This is a genomic window from Runella aurantiaca, assembly GCF_003339505.1.
GTDB classification, from domain to species: Bacteria; Bacteroidota; Bacteroidia; order Cytophagales; family Spirosomataceae; genus Runella; species Runella aurantiaca.
Map to the genome: position 1 here is coordinate 99,525 of NZ_QPIW01000009.1, position 16,266 is coordinate 115,790.

Sequence of the window (16,266 nt, forward strand, 5' to 3'; positions counted from 1 at the left end):
AGAGTGGTTTTTTTACCGAAAAACCAATAATACCCACGAAGCTATTGAGCTTCTGAATAGCTTTACTCAAACAGGGAGTTGCGTTTTGTGCCCAAAATAGGGGCTTGCCTTACTAATTGACAGCCAGTCGAGCATTCTCAGTACTCCGAACGAACGGCTTTAAGCCTCGGTAAAGGAGCAGGCACGAAACCCCGCATCCTAGCAGTACCGTACAAGCCAATGAGAGGTGAACCTGATTAGGGTCGCCAAATATTTTATCATTGATGAAACCGACCGCCAAAGGCCCGCCGCCTAGACCGACGATGTTGACCACAAACAGGAAAAAGGCGGAAAAAGTGGCCCGCATCGGGGCGGGAACCATTTCCTGAAGAGCAGCCGTAGCGGCACCGTAAGGAAGAGCCGTGAAAAAGCAAATCAGTGCCAATAAAACCACAAACACGGGCAAAGGAGCCGAGGTAAATGCCATCATTGCCAAAATAGTGACGGCCAGAAAAGTTCCGATGAGCATTCCTTGGTAGCCAACGCGCATTTTGGCGTCGGGGTAGTTGTCTTTGGTCAATTTGTCGGCATAGCGACCGCCCACATAAACACCAGCCGTTGAAAAAATGGTGATGATTCCTCCTAACAATAAGCCTGCCTGGGCTTCGCCCAAGCCGTATTTGCGTACAAAAAGGGTAGGGGTCCAGGAGGTGGTAGCGTAAGAACTAAACGCCATGAAAGCGATTCCGAAAAACAAAGACAACAATGAAAAACGATTGGCGCTGAAATACGCTCTGATTTCTGACATCTCCACTTTTGCCTTCGAGGTTTGCTGGCGCACGGGTTCTTTGACCGTAAAGGCAATCAGCAACACAATCAAAAGCCCCGGAGCGCCTACGATTAGAAATACCGTCTGCCACGGGTATATTTCTCCGAAAAACGGTACTTGCCACATGCCTTCCACGCTGATAAGCTTGAGAATGAGGGCCACTAACAAGATTGAAAGGCCAGAGCCAACGTACACGCCTAAGTTGTAAATACCCATGGCGGTGCCTAGTTTATGACGCGGAAACAAATCGGTAATCATCGAATAAGCGGCAGGCGACAAGGCGGCTTCGCCGATTCCTACGCCAACGCGCGCCAGAAAAAGTTGGCTGTAGGTGTCTGTGACGCCGCAAATGGCGGTCATCAAACTCCATAAAACAATTCCCCACAGGATGATGCTTTTGCGGCTGCGTCGGTCGGCCAAGCGGCCAATCGGAATGCCGAGAAATGTATAAAAAATGGCAAAACTGAACCCAATCAAAAGCCCTACCTGCGTATCGGTAACGCCAAAATCCCGTTTGAGTGGTTTGACCAGCAAAGTGAGCACCTGACGGTCAATAAACGAAGAAATATAGGCAAGCATAAGCACCGCTACGACGTACCATGCATAGCGGAGGGAGGGAGTTTGGGCAGTCATGAAGAAAGTGGTTTAAGGTGTATAGTCAAAAGTAAGGGATATGTACTATTGAAATGTCTAATTTTATATAAAAATTCTACTATTGCTAAAAAAGCCAATCGCTTTGTAAGTCTTGCAACGGTGCTGATAATCACGAAATTGAAAAAGGAAGCATTGGCTTTCCGAAAAAGTATCAAGTTCATCCTGTCTGGGTGGCTAAATTTGTAGGGGTTGAAACTGATGCGGTAAGGGAGTATAGAAATTTTGGGCGACGATAATTAATTTATTGATAAATCAGGGTAATAATGTAATTTTGAGCGTTTTATGAGCGTTGATACATCATATTCCTGAACTCACAAACGATATAGCCATGTTAAAAAATAGACTTTACTTAAAAAAACTCCTGTTTTTCAGCGTCTTGGTTGCCATCGGCGGTTGTAGCCTGAGTTCAGAATCTCTGTCGCTCAAGGCGGCTTTTAGTCATCCTTCCGTGAAATCGTCGGCTACTAAATGTGAAGATGGAGCGTTGGTATGCTGCAAAAAAATCAACGAGCGCAGCAGCAGAACCCGGCCTGTTATTTAACCTTTGAATTTTAAATTACGACGGTTCAGCCTCTATTTTAGGGCTTTCGTTCGCCTGCAACCCTCGATTTGTTAATTATAGGTTTAAGTTTGTAATTAACTGAATGAATTTTTTGGCACTGCGATGAAAGTCACCCTCAACGATAAACGATTGCTGTTCCTTGGCCCGATTGTTCTTTGGGCCGTTGCAACCGTTTTCTTTAATTTACCTACTCTCTGTATTGATACCTTCACTGCGGCCAAATTTCTCATTGCGGGGTTGGCTTCGGTTTATTTTTCGTGGCTTGTGGGGCGTTGGATGATTATTGAGGTGCGTCGCCGCAATCCGGGCCTTGAAAATGTTCGCCAACGGCTCATTGCGTTGGGGTTACTGAGTGTTCCAGTGGTGGTGGTGTTGGTGGCCCAACGGTTGATTCTCTTCGATTATTTTGTTTACAGCGATAAACCCAAATTTGACTGGTTTTATCCCGAAACGCTCTTTATGGTTGGGCTGAATCTTTTTTATCTGGCCATCATTTTTGCCGTTTATGAAAGCCGTTATTTTTTTCGTCAATGGTTAATCAGCAAACGCCAAACGGAAGAACTCAGCCGTGCCAACCTTGAAATGCAGTTGGATTCGTTGAAAAACCAAGTACAACCACATTTTTTATTCAATAGCCTCAACACGCTTCAGGCATTGGTAAAATCAAACGAAAACAAAACGGCCGTTCGGTTTATTGGGGATTTGTCGCAGGTGTATCGGTATCTCTTGCAAAGCAATGAGCAACAACTGATTTCTCTCGAAAAAGAACTAGAATTTACCCACGCTTATTTTGGGTTGTTGAAAACCCGTTTTGAAGACGGTATTGCTTTGGAAGTAAACGTTGACCCCGCGTACCGCCACGCCCAAATCCCACCTTTGACGCTTCAATTGTTGGTAGAAAATGCCGTTAAGCACAATATGGTATCCATTGCTAAACCATTGCATATCAAGATATTTACCAATAATTCGGGCGAACTAATTGTACAAAATAACCTTCAGTGTAAGCCCAATAACGGTATGCCTTCGAGCAAAAAAGGACTGATGAATATTGCTTCAAAATACGCCTTGCTCCGACAGCCACACGTGCAGATTTATGAAAAAGAAGAGGTTTTTGAGGTGAGAGTGCCGCTCATCGGCGAATTGAGCGCCACCGAAAAAACGGTTAAAGCGTAGTATAGCCCTTCGGAAACGGGAAAGTAACAATCAAGGATTGATTTAAGACAATAGATGATGAAAGTAGTCATTATTGAAGATGAAGCACTGGCTGCTCGGCAATTAAAAGCGATGGTACAGGAGTGCGATGAAAACATTGAGGTAATCACGATGCTCGACAGCGTAGAGTCGTCGATTCAGTGGTTGCGCGACAACGAGCGCCCTGATTTGTTGTTGATGGACATTGAATTGTGCGACGGGCAAAGTTTTGAAATATTCAGTCAAGTGGAAGTGAAAAGCCCCGTTATCTTCACGACCGCCTACAACGAATACGCTATTCAGGCTTTTAAGGTCAACAGCATAGATTACCTACTCAAACCCATTGATGAAGATGCCCTGAAACGGAGCCTGTATAAATTTCAGGAACTGAAGAAATTGTACGGAACAACGGCCGAAAATCACTTGGACGTCAATGAACTCGTGCATCTTATCAAGCAAACAAAAGTATCGCCTTCGGACTACCGGGAGCGTTTTTTGTTGAAACAAGGCTCAAGACTGGTGCCAGTTTCGGTCGATGATATTGCGTATTTTTACAGTCAGGAGCGATTAAGCTTCGTCAAGACTTGGGACGAACGTTCGTACGTGGTGGATTATACCCTTGACGAACTTGAATGTATATTGAATCCGAAGCAGTTTTTTCGGGCCAATCGGCAGATTATTCTTTGTCCGAAATCCGTGGATAAAATCCATTTACACTTCAACAGTCGGCTCAAATTGGATTTGCGCCCGTGTACCGAAGAAGAGGTGTTTATCAGCCGAGATAAAGCCGGAGAATTTCGAAATTGGATGGGGGAATAGTGCGTTTGAATTGTCATTGGTTTTTAGTACTTTTAATAGCCCATTCAGCACGTTTTGGCGTAGAGAATAAGGACTATTTTTGTCTTTTTGAAAAGAAAGAATGGTTTGATTTTCTGTACCGCTTGTGTTCCTCCTCAATCAACCTATTAACCTTAATTCGGATTCGTTATGGCAAGCCCGCTTTCGCCCGCTATTGAAAAAACATCTGACTATCAGCGCGTTTCATCGGCTGACTTTCTTCTAGGCATTCCTCCGTATCTATATGCGGTTGTATTTTCATCCTTTTGCGTTATTGTAGGTCTTATTTGGGACATTTGTTGGCACCTCAGCATTGGTCGCGATGGCCTTTTTTCACCGCCTCACGTCATTATATACGTGGGAGCGATTGTTTCTGGGCTTTTTTCGGGCTATCAAGTGTTGTATACTACGTTCAAAGGTTCGGTGGTCGAGAAAGCACAAAGTGTAAAGGTTTGGGGCTTTTTTTATAGCTCGTTGGGGGCCTTATTCTGCATTTGGGGCGCGTTGATGATGCTCACATCGGCTCCGTTTGATGATTGGTGGCATGGTACGTACGGGCTTGATGTGCAGATACTTTCTCCGCCGCATACCGTTTTGGCGTTGGGAATCATCGGGGTGCAGTTTGGGGCAATTGTGAGTGTTTTGGCCGTAAAAAATCAAATGACGGGCGCTCAGAATACACATACAGATTATACCAAACGACGTCTTCGTCGGCTCAATCTGCTCTTTGCGATGTCGGCGGGTTTTTTGGTTACGATGTGGTTTACCCTGCTTTCTGAAGAAATAGGAAAATGGGAAATGCACAATTCAAGTTTTTATAAAGTCGCGGCCATGGCGTTTCCGTTGGTGCTGTTGGCTTTTGGACGAGGAGCGGGTGGCCGCTGGACCATCACTTCGGTTACGGGCGTTTATACGGCCTTGATGTGCCTTACTTTATGGATTATTCCTTTGTTTCCTGCCGAACCTAAGTTGGGGCCCATCTGGAACCACATTGACCATTATCAGGGGTTTGCTTTCCCTTTGTTATTGATTGTGCCCGCTTTGGCGATGGACTGGATTCTGAACCGTTATACTTACATTAACGATTGGGTGATGGCGGCCATCATGAGCGTGGTTTTTGTGGTAATTATGTTTATTGTGCAATGGCCCTTTGGCTCGTTTTTGCAGGAATCACCTTACGCCCGTAACTGGTTTTTTGGCAGTCATTATTATTACTTCGGCAATGATCCCGATTGGGAATACCGCTACAAATACGCGCCTTGGGTGTTACAAAATGCCACTGATTTTAGCATTGGAATCGCCTATGCGCTTGGGTTTGGCTACATTTCTTCCCGAATAGGATTGGCATGGGGCAAGTGGATGCGCAAAATTCAACGATGAAAACGCGCAAAATCACCTTGCCAATCAACTTTTAATTCACCTGAAGAGGGCGAGGTAACACCTGCGCGCCCCTCTCTTTTTATTCTTAAAATTCCTGACCATGCGTTTTCTGAAAGCCTATTCCTTTTTTGTTGTTTTTTCTTTTTGCCTTTTATATTCGATTGCTTCTATGGCGCACGTGGGTAGCGCTGGCGTGTTGTTTCAGGGGCAGGCGGGTGCTTATCGCGTGTTGGTTAGCCTGCAACCACCCGATGTCATTCCTGGCACTGCGCAGGTGACGGTCTATGTGGAAAGCGGAAACGTAACCAGTGTACTGGCGCGGCCCATTTATTTTCGTACGGGTGACAAAGGTGCTCCGTCTTCTGATGTCATCAGCCCCGTGCCAAATCAAGCGGGACAGTTTCAGGGAATCGTGTGGCTCATGGCGGGTGGTGCTTCCAGTGTTCAGATTACGCTGGATGGAGACGATGGGAAAAAGGAATTGATTGTTCCGATTGTGGCGGTTTCGACGGCTCAACGTGACATGCCGGCGGGTTTGGGCGTACTGCTGAGTATTTTGGGGTTGTTATTGGTCGTGATTTTAATTACCGCCATCGGCGCCAGTGCCAGCGACGGATTGCTCAGAAAAGGAGCGAGTCTTACCCCAAAACAGCGTCGTTCGCGTTGGGTTTCGATGGGAGTGGCGGCGGTGGCCTGTACTGGAATACTCTACATCGGCAGCAGTTGGTGGAACAGCTGGGCTGGGGATTATAAAAAGTACATGTACAAGCCTATTTTGGGCAATGCTAAGATTATTAACAAAAACAATGAGCGCGTTTTTCAACTAACAGTAGATACCAATTCCATCAATAAAAGTTCACAACGCCGTACGGTGATGAGCTTTCTCATCCCTGACCACGGTAAATTGATGCACTTGTTTTTGGTGCGCCAAAATACGCTGGATGCCTTTGCGCACCTCCACCCTGAGCGTCGCGATACGACCACCTTTGAGGCGTATTTGCCCAAATTGCCCGCTGGTAGGTACTTGGTTTATGCCGATGTGGTGCAACGCTCTGGCTTTGCCGAAACCATTACAGATACCATTGATATTCCAGAAATATACGGTAATGCAGCAGTGAAAACCGACCCCGAAGATACTTACGTGGTGACCGACCCGCTCAACAATCCCAAGCAAATCCCCGTTGATGAAAATGTGGTTATTTGTGGGAAACCAGGTACCAAAACCAAACTGAAAGATGGCACCTCCATCGTGTGGCAGGGCAAACCAGAAGTTTCGTTTGAGGCAGGGAAGCCTTACCAACTGGCTTTTGAAGTCTTCGGTCCCGACGGAAAACCTGCGGTATTGGAGCCGTATCTGGGCATGAATGGCCACGCGGCCATTGTGCACTCCGATGGCTCGGTCTATATTCACTTGCATCCTGTAGGCACGTACTCGATGGCGGCGCAGCAAATCATGCAAAACCGTCTGGCCGATACTACCAAAATTTTTCGGTATTCTGGCGATGCCAAATCCTTTCGGGATAGCATTGACCGCTATATTGCTGGGTTGAAATTGTTGGCACCTGCCGAACGTGACCAGCTGTTGATGAAAAGCATGAGCGGCATGAGCGCGCACGACATGGAAGGTATGAAACACGAAAACCGAATTGTGTTCCCGTACGCATTCCCCAAAGAAGGGCAGTATCGGATTTTTCTGCAAATCAAACGAAATGGTCAGGTGTTGACGGGGATTTTTGATGCTAACGTAAAAGAGGCTTCAATGTGATTTTGGGGGCGACGCGGAACTAAGCCTTTTTAAATTTGATTCATTGAGTAGTGAAAATGGGATGTAATTCATACGAAGATGAAAATCGAACAAATTTATACGGGTTGTCTGGCGCAGGGAGCGTATTATATTGAAAGTGAAGGCGAAGTGGCGGTCATTGACCCCCTCCGTGAAGTAACGCCCTACATCGAACGAGCCGCCCGCGACGGCGCCAAAATCAAGTACGTTTTTGAAACCCACTTTCACGCTGATTTTGTATCGGGGCACTTGGATTTATCCAAAAAAACGGGTGCTCCGATTGTCTACGGGCCGAATGCCAAAACGGGCTTTGAGGCCCACATTGCCACGGACGGAGAGCTTTTTTCGGTAGGAAATATCACATTAAAAGCCATTCATACACCAGGGCATACCTTGGAATCAACCTGTTATTTATTGTTGGATGAAAATGGGCAAGAAAAAGCGCTTTTTAGCGGCGATACCCTCTTTATCGGCGATGTAGGGCGGCCCGATTTGGCCCAAAAATCAGACCTGACCATGGACGATTTGGCGGGTTTTTTGTATGATTCTCTCCGTACCAAAATCATGACTTTGCCCAACGAAGTCATCGTGTATCCCGCCCACGGAGCGGGCTCTGCTTGCGGCAAAAACATGAGCAAAGAAACTACTGACACGCTCGGCAACCAGAAAATGTTCAATTACGCCCTCCGTGCCGACATGACGAAGGCGGAATTTATCAAGGAAGTAACCGCTGGATTGGCGAAGCCGCCGCAGTACTTCCCGCAGAATGTTCAGATGAACAGAGAAGGCTACGAAAGCATGGATGCCGTGATGAATCGCGCGGCGCAGGCCTTGCCGCCGTCGGCTTTTGAGGCCGCCGCCAACGAAACGGGCGCAGTTGTATTGGACACACGCGGCGCACAGCTTTTCAGCAAAGGCTTTATTCCCAATTCTATCAACATCGGTCTGGGCGGCCAATTTGCGCCGTGGGTAGGCGCGTTGATTCCCGACGTAAAGCAAGAATTATTGCTGGTCACAGAAAAAGGAAAAGCGCAGGAATCCATTCTGCGTTTGGCGCGGGTAGGCTACGATAATGTGATTGGCTACTTAGACGGTGGCTTTGACGCTTGGCGCGAAAGTGGCAATGAAGTGGATGAAATCAGCTCAATTTCGGCCGATGAATTGGCCATCCGCCTTGAAAAAGATAAAAATTTGCCCATTATCGACGTGCGTAAACCCAGTGAGTTTTCGGCCGAGCACGTCGACGGCGCTAAAAATTTACCGTTGGATAATATCAACGATTTGATGGCGGAGTTTCCCAAAAAAGAAACGATGTATATCCATTGTGCAGGCGGCTATCGCTCCATGATGGCCGCTTCTATTCTCAAATCCCGGGGCTACGACAACCTTGTAGACATTGACGGCGGCTTTGCTGCCATTCAGAAGTCGGACCGCATTGCTACTACCGATTTTGTGTGCCCCACAACGTTGAAAAAATCGGGGAATGAATAAAAACAATACTGAGCTACAAGTAAATGGAAGGTGTACCCAAAGAACAAAAGTGGAACTTTGAAGCAGCAATGTTTTTCGGGATTTGGGGGTATGTGTTAATAGCACTACCTTTTCTTTTTATGAGTATAATGAAATCTCGTGAGAAGAAAGAAATAACTCATAATCAGATATTTGAGGTTGCAACGATAGATGGTATTGAAGAAAAATACCACACCAAAACGGGGACGATGTATTTGAGATTTCATTACCACTATCAACATAAAAATAGGCTATTCAGAGACAATATTGATTATAAATACAAGCGCTTTTTTGTTGAATTTACAGGACATAAAAGAGAACTGATAAAGCATAAAAAACTTCCCGTCATCCTGTCTTCAATAGACCCGTCAAAACACCGTGTATTGATTTTTTGGTCTGATTTTTCAAAATATAACCTACCTTTTCCTGATTCATTGAAATGGAGTGAAAAGCTCTTTTATAACAAGTGAAGCGTTACTCTATGCTTCAACTATAATTACTTCAGAGTAAATACGCCTTTTATTTTACGGGACTCACTTGGCTTGGTACTGTCTGCTGGTAAATCAATGGTAATAATCCATGAATAGTCGGTGGTTTTCCTTCCTGAAATACTACCAGAACGAATAGGAGAAGCATAGGGGCCAAAGATACTGCTCGTTTGTCCGCTGATAGCACGAATATTTTCTAATTCCTGCGCGGATGAATAGCTGAATTCAGAAAGAGAAGGGTCCACTTCGAAGGCAACGAAAGGGTAGCCGCAGTCATTGCATTGGCTCAAATCCATGAACTGATTTGTATAAACTGCTACGTGTTTATTGGCGCTTTCCTCAAAGCTGAACTGACTCAAGCTGGAATTGTTATAAGTAACTAATTTGATGGAGCGTTTATTCAACATTTCATACGTTTCTTTGGGCCAAACCTCCTTCTCTTTGCAACCTGCAAGCATCAAAACGGCTAATAGGACGAAAAAAGACAATTTTATGACTTTGCTGTTTGCAAAATTGTTCATGGCTACGCTGTTTTATTCAATCAAAAATAGAAAATAATCTCAAAATATCTACCCGGAAATTTGCTTTGAATTTTTTATATTCTACATTTGTAGAACAAAGTATCAAATTGTAGAGTATATGCAACTTTCTAAATCTGAAGAACAATTAATGGAGGTAATCTGGCAGCAGGGAACGGTCTTTATGAAAGACCTAATTGATGCCTCGCCCGACCCTAAACCCGCCTCCACTACCGTGGCTACGTTGCTCAAACGGATGCAGGAAAAAGGTTTTGTTGGGTATACTCTTTTCGGAAATTCGCGGCAGTATTATGCCTTGGTTTCCAAAGAGGATTATTTTTCTAAACACGTTCGCGGCATCATTAAAAATTTCTTCGGGAATTCGATGGCGCAATTTGCCTCCTTTTTTACAAATACCGCCGACCTCTCCAAAGAGGAATTGGAGGACCTGAAACGAGTGATTGACGAACAACTTAAACATAAAAAGCCATGAGCATTTATCTCTTCAAATTTGCCGTCTGCTCGGCATTGCTGCTGATTCTGTACCATTTGGTATTGGAAAAAGAAAAAATGCCCGTTTTTAATCGCTTCTACCTGTTATTCAGTCTATTGTTTTCGGGATTAGTTCCGCTTATTACGTATGAATTGCCCGTTGCAACGCTGCCAGCGGTTATTGAAAATACGCAAACACTATCGACCGTCATTCTATCCGGTCCACTTACTCCAAATGACCCCGTTTCAAGTTCAGCGGTTACAGATACGCTGCCTTTGACGACGTATCTGTGGGGACTCTATGGGGTAATTACCCTTGCCTTTCTGCTTCGTTTTACTAAAAATCTGTATTCTTTTTGGCAACTGATCCGCACCCATCCGGTCGTGAAAAAGGGTGAAATGAACTTGGTATTGATACCGCAGAATAATACCCCTTACAGTTTCGGTAAGTATGTTTTTGTCAATCGCCAGGCATTTGAAAACGACGAAATAGAAGCCGAAATCCTACAGCATGAACAGGCGCATATCCGTCAGCGTCATACGTTGGATGTCATATTTATAGAAATCTTTCTGGCGTTTTGCTGGTGGAATCCCGCCGTGTGGCTGTATCGTCGGGCGATTAGGCTTAATCACGAATTTTTGGCGGATGATTGGGTGATTAAAACGCACCGAAATCCACCTGCATATCAGTATTTATTACTTCATAAAATAAGCCAACACAGCGGCGTGACGCTGGCGAGCTCTTTCAATTATCTCCTCACCAAAAAACGGTTTAAAATGATGAACAAATTCACTTCAATGAAGCGTGCATACTTGCTTCAAACGACAGCTTTATGCGTTTTTTCAGCGTTGGTCTTTATCTTTAGCGACATCAGTTTTGCACAAACAGCGCCTTCTGTCACTCCAAAATCCGCTCCGGAAGCCGAATCAGGCAAAGACGGAGTTTCGCAGGCTATGGTGGAAGAGTATGAAAAAATTGTTGAAAAATATTTAACAAGAGGGGGAAAAGACGGGAAAGAAATTTATCGTTTAGATAGGCCGTCTGAGCCGGACCGAGTACGTTTGGAGGTAATTTTTAGGGCGATGAGTAAAGAACAGCAGTTAAAACAGAACTGGGCAATGAATCCGCCTTTAAGCCCTTTACCTCGAATAACTCCTACCGAAAAAGAATTTGAAGATTACAAAAATGCAACGATTTATGGGGTATGGATTGACGAAAAAAAAGTCCCTAATACCGCATTGAATAAATACAAAGCGTCAGATTTTTCTCAGGTATTTCTAAGTAAATTGTACAAAAATGCGCAAGCGACCATTGGTTTTAAGTACAAATTTCAACTTGATTTAATGACGAACGATTACTATGAAAAGTATCGCGATGAACGATTAGCTGATAAAAGATACTGGTTAGGTTCTAATAGGGAGAAATTCCGCCATGAGAATCAAAAAAAGTAGATGATATATAAAAGAAGGAGCCCGAAAATCATGATTTTCGGGCTCCGTTAGTGTGTTACAACACCACGTTCACAATTCGTTTTGGCACTACCACTACCTTTTTAGGGGCTTTGCCTTCAAGCCATTTCTGAACGGTTTCGTTGGCCAATACGCCCTGCTCAATATCTTCTTTGGACATATCTACGGGAAACGGAATGTTGGCGCGTACTTTGCCGTTGATTTGAATCGGATATTCAAACGCGCTTTCTTCCAAGTATTTAGGATTGAATACGGGGAAAGACGCTGACGAAATAGTACCTGCTTCGTTGCCTAATGCCACCCACAATTCTTCGGTAATGTGCGGGGCATACGGCGCCAACAAAATAAGCATTTCCTTCAAAATTGCTTTTTTATGGCATTTCAAATCGCTCAAATCATTAACTGCAATCATAAACGTAGACACGACGGTATTGAACGAAAGCCGCTCGATGTCTTCTTCCACGCGTTTGATGGTGCGGTGCAATACCTTCAATTCCTCGGCGGTAGGCTCGGCATCGGTCCATTTTTGTTTGCCGCTCTGGTCTTCAAAAAACAACCGCCAAAACTTACGCAGGAAGTTGAACGTACCGCTGATGCCGTTCATGTTCCAAGGCTTCGCATCGGTCAATGGCCCCAAAAACATTTCATACATACGCAGCGTATCGGCCCCGTATTTCTCAACGATGTTGTCAGGATTGACGACGTTGAACTTCGATTTGGACATTTTTTCGACTTCCCAACCGCAAACGTATTTTCCATCTTCCAAAATAAATTCCGCATTGGTGAAATCTTCACGCCAGTTTTTGAAAGCGGCTACGTCAAGGACATCGTTGTCAACAATGTTTACATCGACGTGCAATTTGGTGATGAAAGCAAAAGAAGGGGAATAAGAACAGACAATTTCACCAACTTTATCAGGATGTTTTTGTGCTATCTTTTTAGTAAGTTGATTCAGGTAAGTATCAATTTTAAAAATTGTATCATGATAGTTAGGGTCAATTGGACCTTTTTCAACTAAATCTACAATAGATTTTGAAATAAATATTTGGGGGATATCCTTACTTGGCAATAATTCTTTGTCCTCGTTTTTGCTTCCTGCTAATTCCGTTGAAGAAATCTCAGTTCTTAAACGATAAACAAAGTTGCTTCGTCCCTGAATCATGCCCTGATTCAACAGCTTAGCGGCAAATTCTTCGTGGGGTACGAGTCCCAAATCTTTCAGGAATTTATTCCAGAAACGGCTGTACAGCAAGTGTCCCGTGGCGTGCTCGGAGCCGCCCAAATAAAAGTCAACGCGCTGCCAATAGTCGATGGCTTCTTTGGAGGCAAAAGCGTCGTTGTTTTGCGGGTCCATGTAGCGATACCAATACCACGAGGAGCCAGCCCAGCCGGGCATGGTGCTCAATTCGTATTCGTATTCATTTTTATATTTCCAACCTTCGGCGCGGCCCAGTGGCGGCTCGCCCGTTTCGGTGGGGAGATATTTGTCGATTTTGGGCAATTCTAAAGGCAATTCACTTTCATCAATCAGATAAGGAACATGATCTTTAAAATAAACGGGCACCGGCTCACCCCAGTAGCGCTGACGGCTAAAAACGGCATTGCGCAGGCGGTACTGCACTTTTCCTTTGCCCAATTTGCGCTCTTCCAACCAGCCAATCAACGTATCGGTGGCCTCTTTATAAGTCATGCCGTTGATGATGCCCGAGTTGATGTAAGTCCCTTCTTTGGTGTTGTCGGCCTGTTGGTCAATGTCTTTTTGACTGTCCAAAATCGGGACAATCGGCAAACCAAAGTTTGTGGCGAAGTTCCAGTCGCGCTGGTCGCCCGAAGGTACGCCCATGACGGCCCCCGTTCCGTAGCCAGCCAACACGTAATCGGCCAAGAAAATGGGTACTTTTTCTTCACTCAGCGGATTGATGCAATAGCTGCCCGTAAACACGCCCGTCACTTTCTTTTCGGCCATGCGGTCTACTTCGCTGCGGCTCGCGGCCCATTTGATGTAGGTTTCGACGGCTTCTTTTTGCTCAGGAGTGGTCAATTCCAATGCCCATTCGTGCTCGGGAGCCAACACCATGAAGCTAACCCCGTAGATGGTGTCAACGCGGGTGGTGAATACCTCGATGTTAAGGGCATCGTTGTTTTTACTGGCTACTTTAAACTTCACACTTGCCCCTACGCTTTTGCCTATCCAGTTGCGTTGCTGCTCTTTCAAGGGTTCGGGCCAGTCGATGGTGTCTAAGCCTGTCAACAGGCGGTCGGCGTAGGCGGTGATGCGCATGGCCCACTGTTTCATCAATTTACGCTCTACGGGAAAGCCCCCACGCTCCGAGACACCGTCTTTTACTTCGTCGTTGGACAACACCGTTCCTAAGCCCGGGCACCAGTTGACGTACGATTCTTCGGGAAAGGTAAAGCGGTATTTCAACAGCAGGATTTGCTGCTCCTTTTCGCTCATGGCGTTCCAGTTTTCGGCGGTAAATTCAGGCGTTTCTTCGTCGCAAACTGCATTGACGGCGGCGGAGCCTCCTTTTTCAAACTGCGCAACTAAGTGAGTGATGGGCAGGGCTTTGTCGGCGTCTTTGTCGTAATAATGGTTGAACAGTTGCATGAAAATCCACTGCGTCCATTTGTAATAATTGGGGTCAGACGTGCGAACTTCTCGGCTCCAGTCGTAGCTGAAACCGATGTTTTTCATTTGACTGATAAACGTACTGATGTTTTGCTCGGTCGTGATGGCGGGGTGCTGACCCGTCTGGATGGCATACTGCTCGGCGGGAAGGCCAAAGCTGTCGAAGCCCATCGGGTGCAACACGTTAAAGCCTTTGAGTCTTTTATAACGCGAAATAATGTCAGATGCAATGTAGCCCAGCGGGTGCCCTACGTGTAGTCCGGCTCCCGAAGGATAAGGAAACATGTCGAGGACGTAGTACTTGGGCTTATTGTGGTCAATATCAGTCTTGTAGGTTTGGTTATTTTCCCAAAACTGCTGCCATTTTTTTTCAATTTCGCGGTGATTGTATTCCATAGTTAGTATTCAGTAGTGAGCAGTGAGTAGTGAGAATGGCTTAAATACTTAACTAATTCCCTCAAAATCACTGACAACAATAGACAATTGTGTTAATTAGGGCGCAAAATTACGGCTTTTCAGCGACTTTTGGGTTTTGGGGGTGAAATTGTTATTTTTGAATAAAAAACGGTTAGAGATTATGGTTGCATTGGATGAATATGTACTCAGGCTTCCCGACGAGATTCGGTGGGATGATGCCGCGTTTTTGGCATTTTGCCGCATGAACGATGAACTGAATATTGAGCGCGATGCCGACGGGAATATTATCATTATGTCACCAACCAACACACTTTCAGGTTTTTACGAGAATAAGCTCTTGTTCATTCTCGAATTGTGGAACCACTCTTCGAAGCTGGGCTATACGTTCAGTTCGTCGGCGGGGTTTACGTTTGCCGACGGTTCTATGCGTGCCCCTGATGCTTCTTTTATTCTGAAAGCCCGTTTTGACGCGTTGCCTGAAAGTGAAAAAAATCAGTTTGCCCACATCGCTCCCGATTTTGTGGCCGAACTTCGCTCCAAAACCGATAGCCTTCCGAAGCTCCAACTCAAAATGAATGCATACATTCAAAACGGCGTACGATTGGGTTGGCTGATTGATTTGGCGGGCCAAGAAGTGTGGATATATCGCCAAAACGGAACGGTGGAGCTGGTGCCGTTTTCAGCAGGGAAGGTGTCAGGCGAAGAGGTGCTGCCTGGTTTTGAATTGGAATTGAGTGTTTTTGAGTGATAGCGATGTGGGTGTTATTCCACCAACATTTCTTTCGTAATTAAAACTTATGCTTCTACCTGTTTGGTGATAACACCAAACAGGGCAGTAATAGTATAATTGTAACTTGTACTTCTACGGCTTGGCGTCATCACCTGAATAGAATCAGGCCGCCAGATTGAAATTTGGCAGTTAAGGATTATCGACATTTTCGTACCTTTGTATTCAATTTTAATGGTCAATAGTATGAAAAGTACTGTTATTCAGATAGACCCTGATATTCAGAGTGGAGAACCGGTTTTTTTTGGTACTCGCGTTCCAATCAAAAGCCTTTTCGATTATTTAGGTACAGGAGAGACGTTAGAAACGTATCTGGAAGATTTTCCTGCCGTTACTAAAGAGCAGGCATTGGTTGTGATTGAGCAATCTGGCTATTTATTAATCCAAGCATATCACGTTATTAATGCCGAAAATATTGCTGGATGAAAACATCCCTAAAAGGCTTAAATTTAGGCTTTTAGAGGTGGAGCCTGATGTGTTTACGGTAAGGGATATGGATTGGCTCAGCGTCAAAAATGGTAAGTTATTGGCATTAGCAGTTGAAAACAGATTCGACATATTTGTTACAACGGATAAAAACATTCCTTTTCAGCACAATATATCACAGATAGATTTGGCATTCATTGTTTTAAATGTATCCAATCTTAAATATGAATTTATCCAACCGCTTCTTCCGCAGATTTTTATGCTCATTCCTAACGCAGCGAAGGGGCAAGTTTACAGTTTACACGTATAAAT

15 protein-coding genes are annotated in these 16,266 nt (G+C 44.9%); 12 read left to right on the forward strand and 3 right to left on the reverse strand.

Features of this window, described 5'->3' with window-relative positions; genetic code table 11:
* Window positions 1–112: 112 nt before the first annotated feature.
* Complete coding sequence (locus DVG78_RS13040; RefSeq protein ID WP_114461516.1) at window positions 113–1,441, reverse strand: spinster family MFS transporter; 1,329 nt, start codon at window positions 1,439–1,441, stop codon at window positions 113–115.
* 349 nt (window positions 1,442–1,790) lie between these two features.
* On the opposite strand from DVG78_RS13040, the gene DVG78_RS29900 reads away from it, so the two are divergent.
* The 7 genes from DVG78_RS29900 (at window position 1,791) to DVG78_RS13070 (ending at window position 9,194) form a co-directional block, all read left to right on the forward strand.
* On the forward strand, window positions 1,791–2,003 hold the full coding sequence (locus tag DVG78_RS29900; protein ID WP_147277072.1) for a hypothetical protein: 213 nt from the start codon (window positions 1,791–1,793) through the stop codon (window positions 2,001–2,003).
* Window positions 2,004–2,126: 123 nt separating this feature from the next.
* Window positions 2,127–3,197, forward strand: a complete 1,071-nt coding sequence (locus DVG78_RS13045; protein ID WP_114461517.1) for a sensor histidine kinase — start codon at window positions 2,127–2,129, stop codon at window positions 3,195–3,197.
* A gap of 57 nt (window positions 3,198–3,254) precedes the next feature.
* The gene (locus DVG78_RS13050) at window positions 3,255–4,034 is read left to right on the forward strand and encodes a LytR/AlgR family response regulator transcription factor (protein WP_114461518.1); all 780 of its coding nucleotides are present in this window, start codon (window positions 3,255–3,257) and stop codon (window positions 4,032–4,034) included.
* A gap of 168 nt (window positions 4,035–4,202) precedes the next feature.
* Window positions 4,203–5,432 (forward strand): hypothetical protein, encoded by a 1,230-nt coding sequence (locus tag DVG78_RS13055; protein ID WP_199563245.1) that lies wholly within the window; start codon window positions 4,203–4,205, stop codon window positions 5,430–5,432.
* 100 nt (window positions 5,433–5,532) lie between these two features.
* Window positions 5,533–7,197, forward strand: a complete 1,665-nt coding sequence (locus tag DVG78_RS13060; protein ID WP_114461519.1) for a DUF8832 domain-containing protein — start codon at window positions 5,533–5,535, stop codon at window positions 7,195–7,197.
* A gap of 78 nt (window positions 7,198–7,275) precedes the next feature.
* Complete coding sequence (locus DVG78_RS13065) at window positions 7,276–8,706, forward strand: MBL fold metallo-hydrolase (protein WP_114461520.1); 1,431 nt, start codon at window positions 7,276–7,278, stop codon at window positions 8,704–8,706.
* Between the two features lie 23 nt (window positions 8,707–8,729).
* A complete protein-coding gene (locus DVG78_RS13070) occupies window positions 8,730–9,194 on the forward strand; it encodes a hypothetical protein (protein ID WP_114461521.1) in 465 nt (154 codons plus the stop codon).
* A gap of 26 nt (window positions 9,195–9,220) precedes the next feature.
* Here DVG78_RS13070 and DVG78_RS13075 read toward each other — a convergent pair whose 3' ends face one another.
* Entirely contained in the window at window positions 9,221–9,733 is a 513-nt protein-coding gene (locus tag DVG78_RS13075) for a hypothetical protein (RefSeq protein WP_114461522.1), read from the reverse strand.
* A 118-nt stretch (window positions 9,734–9,851) separates the two neighbouring features.
* Here DVG78_RS13075 and DVG78_RS13080 point away from each other — a divergent pair, with 118 nt between their 5' ends.
* Window positions 9,852–10,223: a BlaI/MecI/CopY family transcriptional regulator gene (locus DVG78_RS13080; protein ID WP_114461523.1), complete on the forward strand. Its 372-nt coding sequence runs from the start codon at window positions 9,852–9,854 to the stop codon at window positions 10,221–10,223.
* A gap of 62 nt (window positions 10,224–10,285) precedes the next feature.
* Entirely contained in the window at window positions 10,286–11,674 is a 1,389-nt protein-coding gene (locus tag DVG78_RS13085) for a M56 family metallopeptidase (protein WP_158550024.1), read from the forward strand.
* Window positions 11,675–11,729: 55 nt separating this feature from the next.
* On the opposite strand, the gene DVG78_RS13090 is transcribed toward DVG78_RS13085, so the two are convergent.
* On the reverse strand, window positions 11,730–14,720 hold the full coding sequence (locus DVG78_RS13090; protein ID WP_114461525.1) for a leucine--tRNA ligase: 2,991 nt from the start codon (window positions 14,718–14,720) through the stop codon (window positions 11,730–11,732).
* A gap of 181 nt (window positions 14,721–14,901) precedes the next feature.
* Here DVG78_RS13090 and DVG78_RS13095 point away from each other — a divergent pair, with 181 nt between their 5' ends.
* The 3 genes from DVG78_RS13095 (at window position 14,902) to DVG78_RS13105 (ending at window position 16,264) form a co-directional block, all read left to right on the forward strand.
* Entirely contained in the window at window positions 14,902–15,489 is a 588-nt protein-coding gene (locus tag DVG78_RS13095; RefSeq protein ID WP_147277073.1) for a Uma2 family endonuclease, read from the forward strand.
* A gap of 225 nt (window positions 15,490–15,714) precedes the next feature.
* Window positions 15,715–15,954: a DUF433 domain-containing protein gene (locus tag DVG78_RS13100; RefSeq protein WP_199563246.1), complete on the forward strand. Its 240-nt coding sequence runs from the start codon at window positions 15,715–15,717 to the stop codon at window positions 15,952–15,954.
* Window positions 15,932–16,264: a DUF5615 family PIN-like protein gene (locus DVG78_RS13105; protein WP_114461528.1), complete on the forward strand. Its 333-nt coding sequence runs from the start codon at window positions 15,932–15,934 to the stop codon at window positions 16,262–16,264. The genes DVG78_RS13100 and DVG78_RS13105 overlap by 23 nt, the downstream gene beginning before the upstream one ends.
* The last annotated feature ends 2 nt before the right edge of the window (window positions 16,265–16,266 follow it).

Excerpts from the sequence above, each read along its gene's own strand:
- DVG78_RS13065 (WP_114461520.1), top strand. The coding sequence starts at position 7,276 with ATGAAAATCGAACAAATTTATACGGGTTGTCTGGCGCAGGGAGCGTAT.
- DVG78_RS13080 (WP_114461523.1), top strand. The coding sequence starts at position 9,852 with ATGCAACTTTCTAAATCTGAAGAACAATTAATGGAGGTAATCTGGCAG.
- DVG78_RS13050 (WP_114461518.1), top strand. The coding sequence starts at position 3,255 with ATGAAAGTAGTCATTATTGAAGATGAAGCACTGGCTGCTCGGCAATTA.
- DVG78_RS29900 (WP_147277072.1), top strand. The coding sequence starts at position 1,791 with ATGTTAAAAAATAGACTTTACTTAAAAAAACTCCTGTTTTTCAGCGTC.
- DVG78_RS13095 (WP_147277073.1), top strand. The coding sequence starts at position 14,902 with ATGGTTGCATTGGATGAATATGTACTCAGGCTTCCCGACGAGATTCGG.
- DVG78_RS13070 (WP_114461521.1), top strand. The coding sequence starts at position 8,730 with ATGGAAGGTGTACCCAAAGAACAAAAGTGGAACTTTGAAGCAGCAATG.
- DVG78_RS13105 (WP_114461528.1), top strand. The coding sequence starts at position 15,932 with ATGCCGAAAATATTGCTGGATGAAAACATCCCTAAAAGGCTTAAATTT.
- DVG78_RS13040 (WP_114461516.1), bottom strand. The coding sequence starts at position 1,441 with ATGACTGCCCAAACTCCCTCCCTCCGCTATGCATGGTACGTCGTAGCG.
- DVG78_RS13060 (WP_114461519.1), top strand. The coding sequence starts at position 5,533 with ATGCGTTTTCTGAAAGCCTATTCCTTTTTTGTTGTTTTTTCTTTTTGC.
- DVG78_RS13045 (WP_114461517.1), top strand. The coding sequence starts at position 2,127 with ATGAAAGTCACCCTCAACGATAAACGATTGCTGTTCCTTGGCCCGATT.
- DVG78_RS13055 (WP_199563245.1), top strand. The coding sequence starts at position 4,203 with ATGGCAAGCCCGCTTTCGCCCGCTATTGAAAAAACATCTGACTATCAG.
- DVG78_RS13075 (WP_114461522.1), bottom strand. The coding sequence starts at position 9,733 with ATGAACAATTTTGCAAACAGCAAAGTCATAAAATTGTCTTTTTTCGTC.
- DVG78_RS13090 (WP_114461525.1), bottom strand. The coding sequence starts at position 14,720 with ATGGAATACAATCACCGCGAAATTGAAAAAAAATGGCAGCAGTTTTGG.
- DVG78_RS13100 (WP_199563246.1), top strand. The coding sequence starts at position 15,715 with ATGAAAAGTACTGTTATTCAGATAGACCCTGATATTCAGAGTGGAGAA.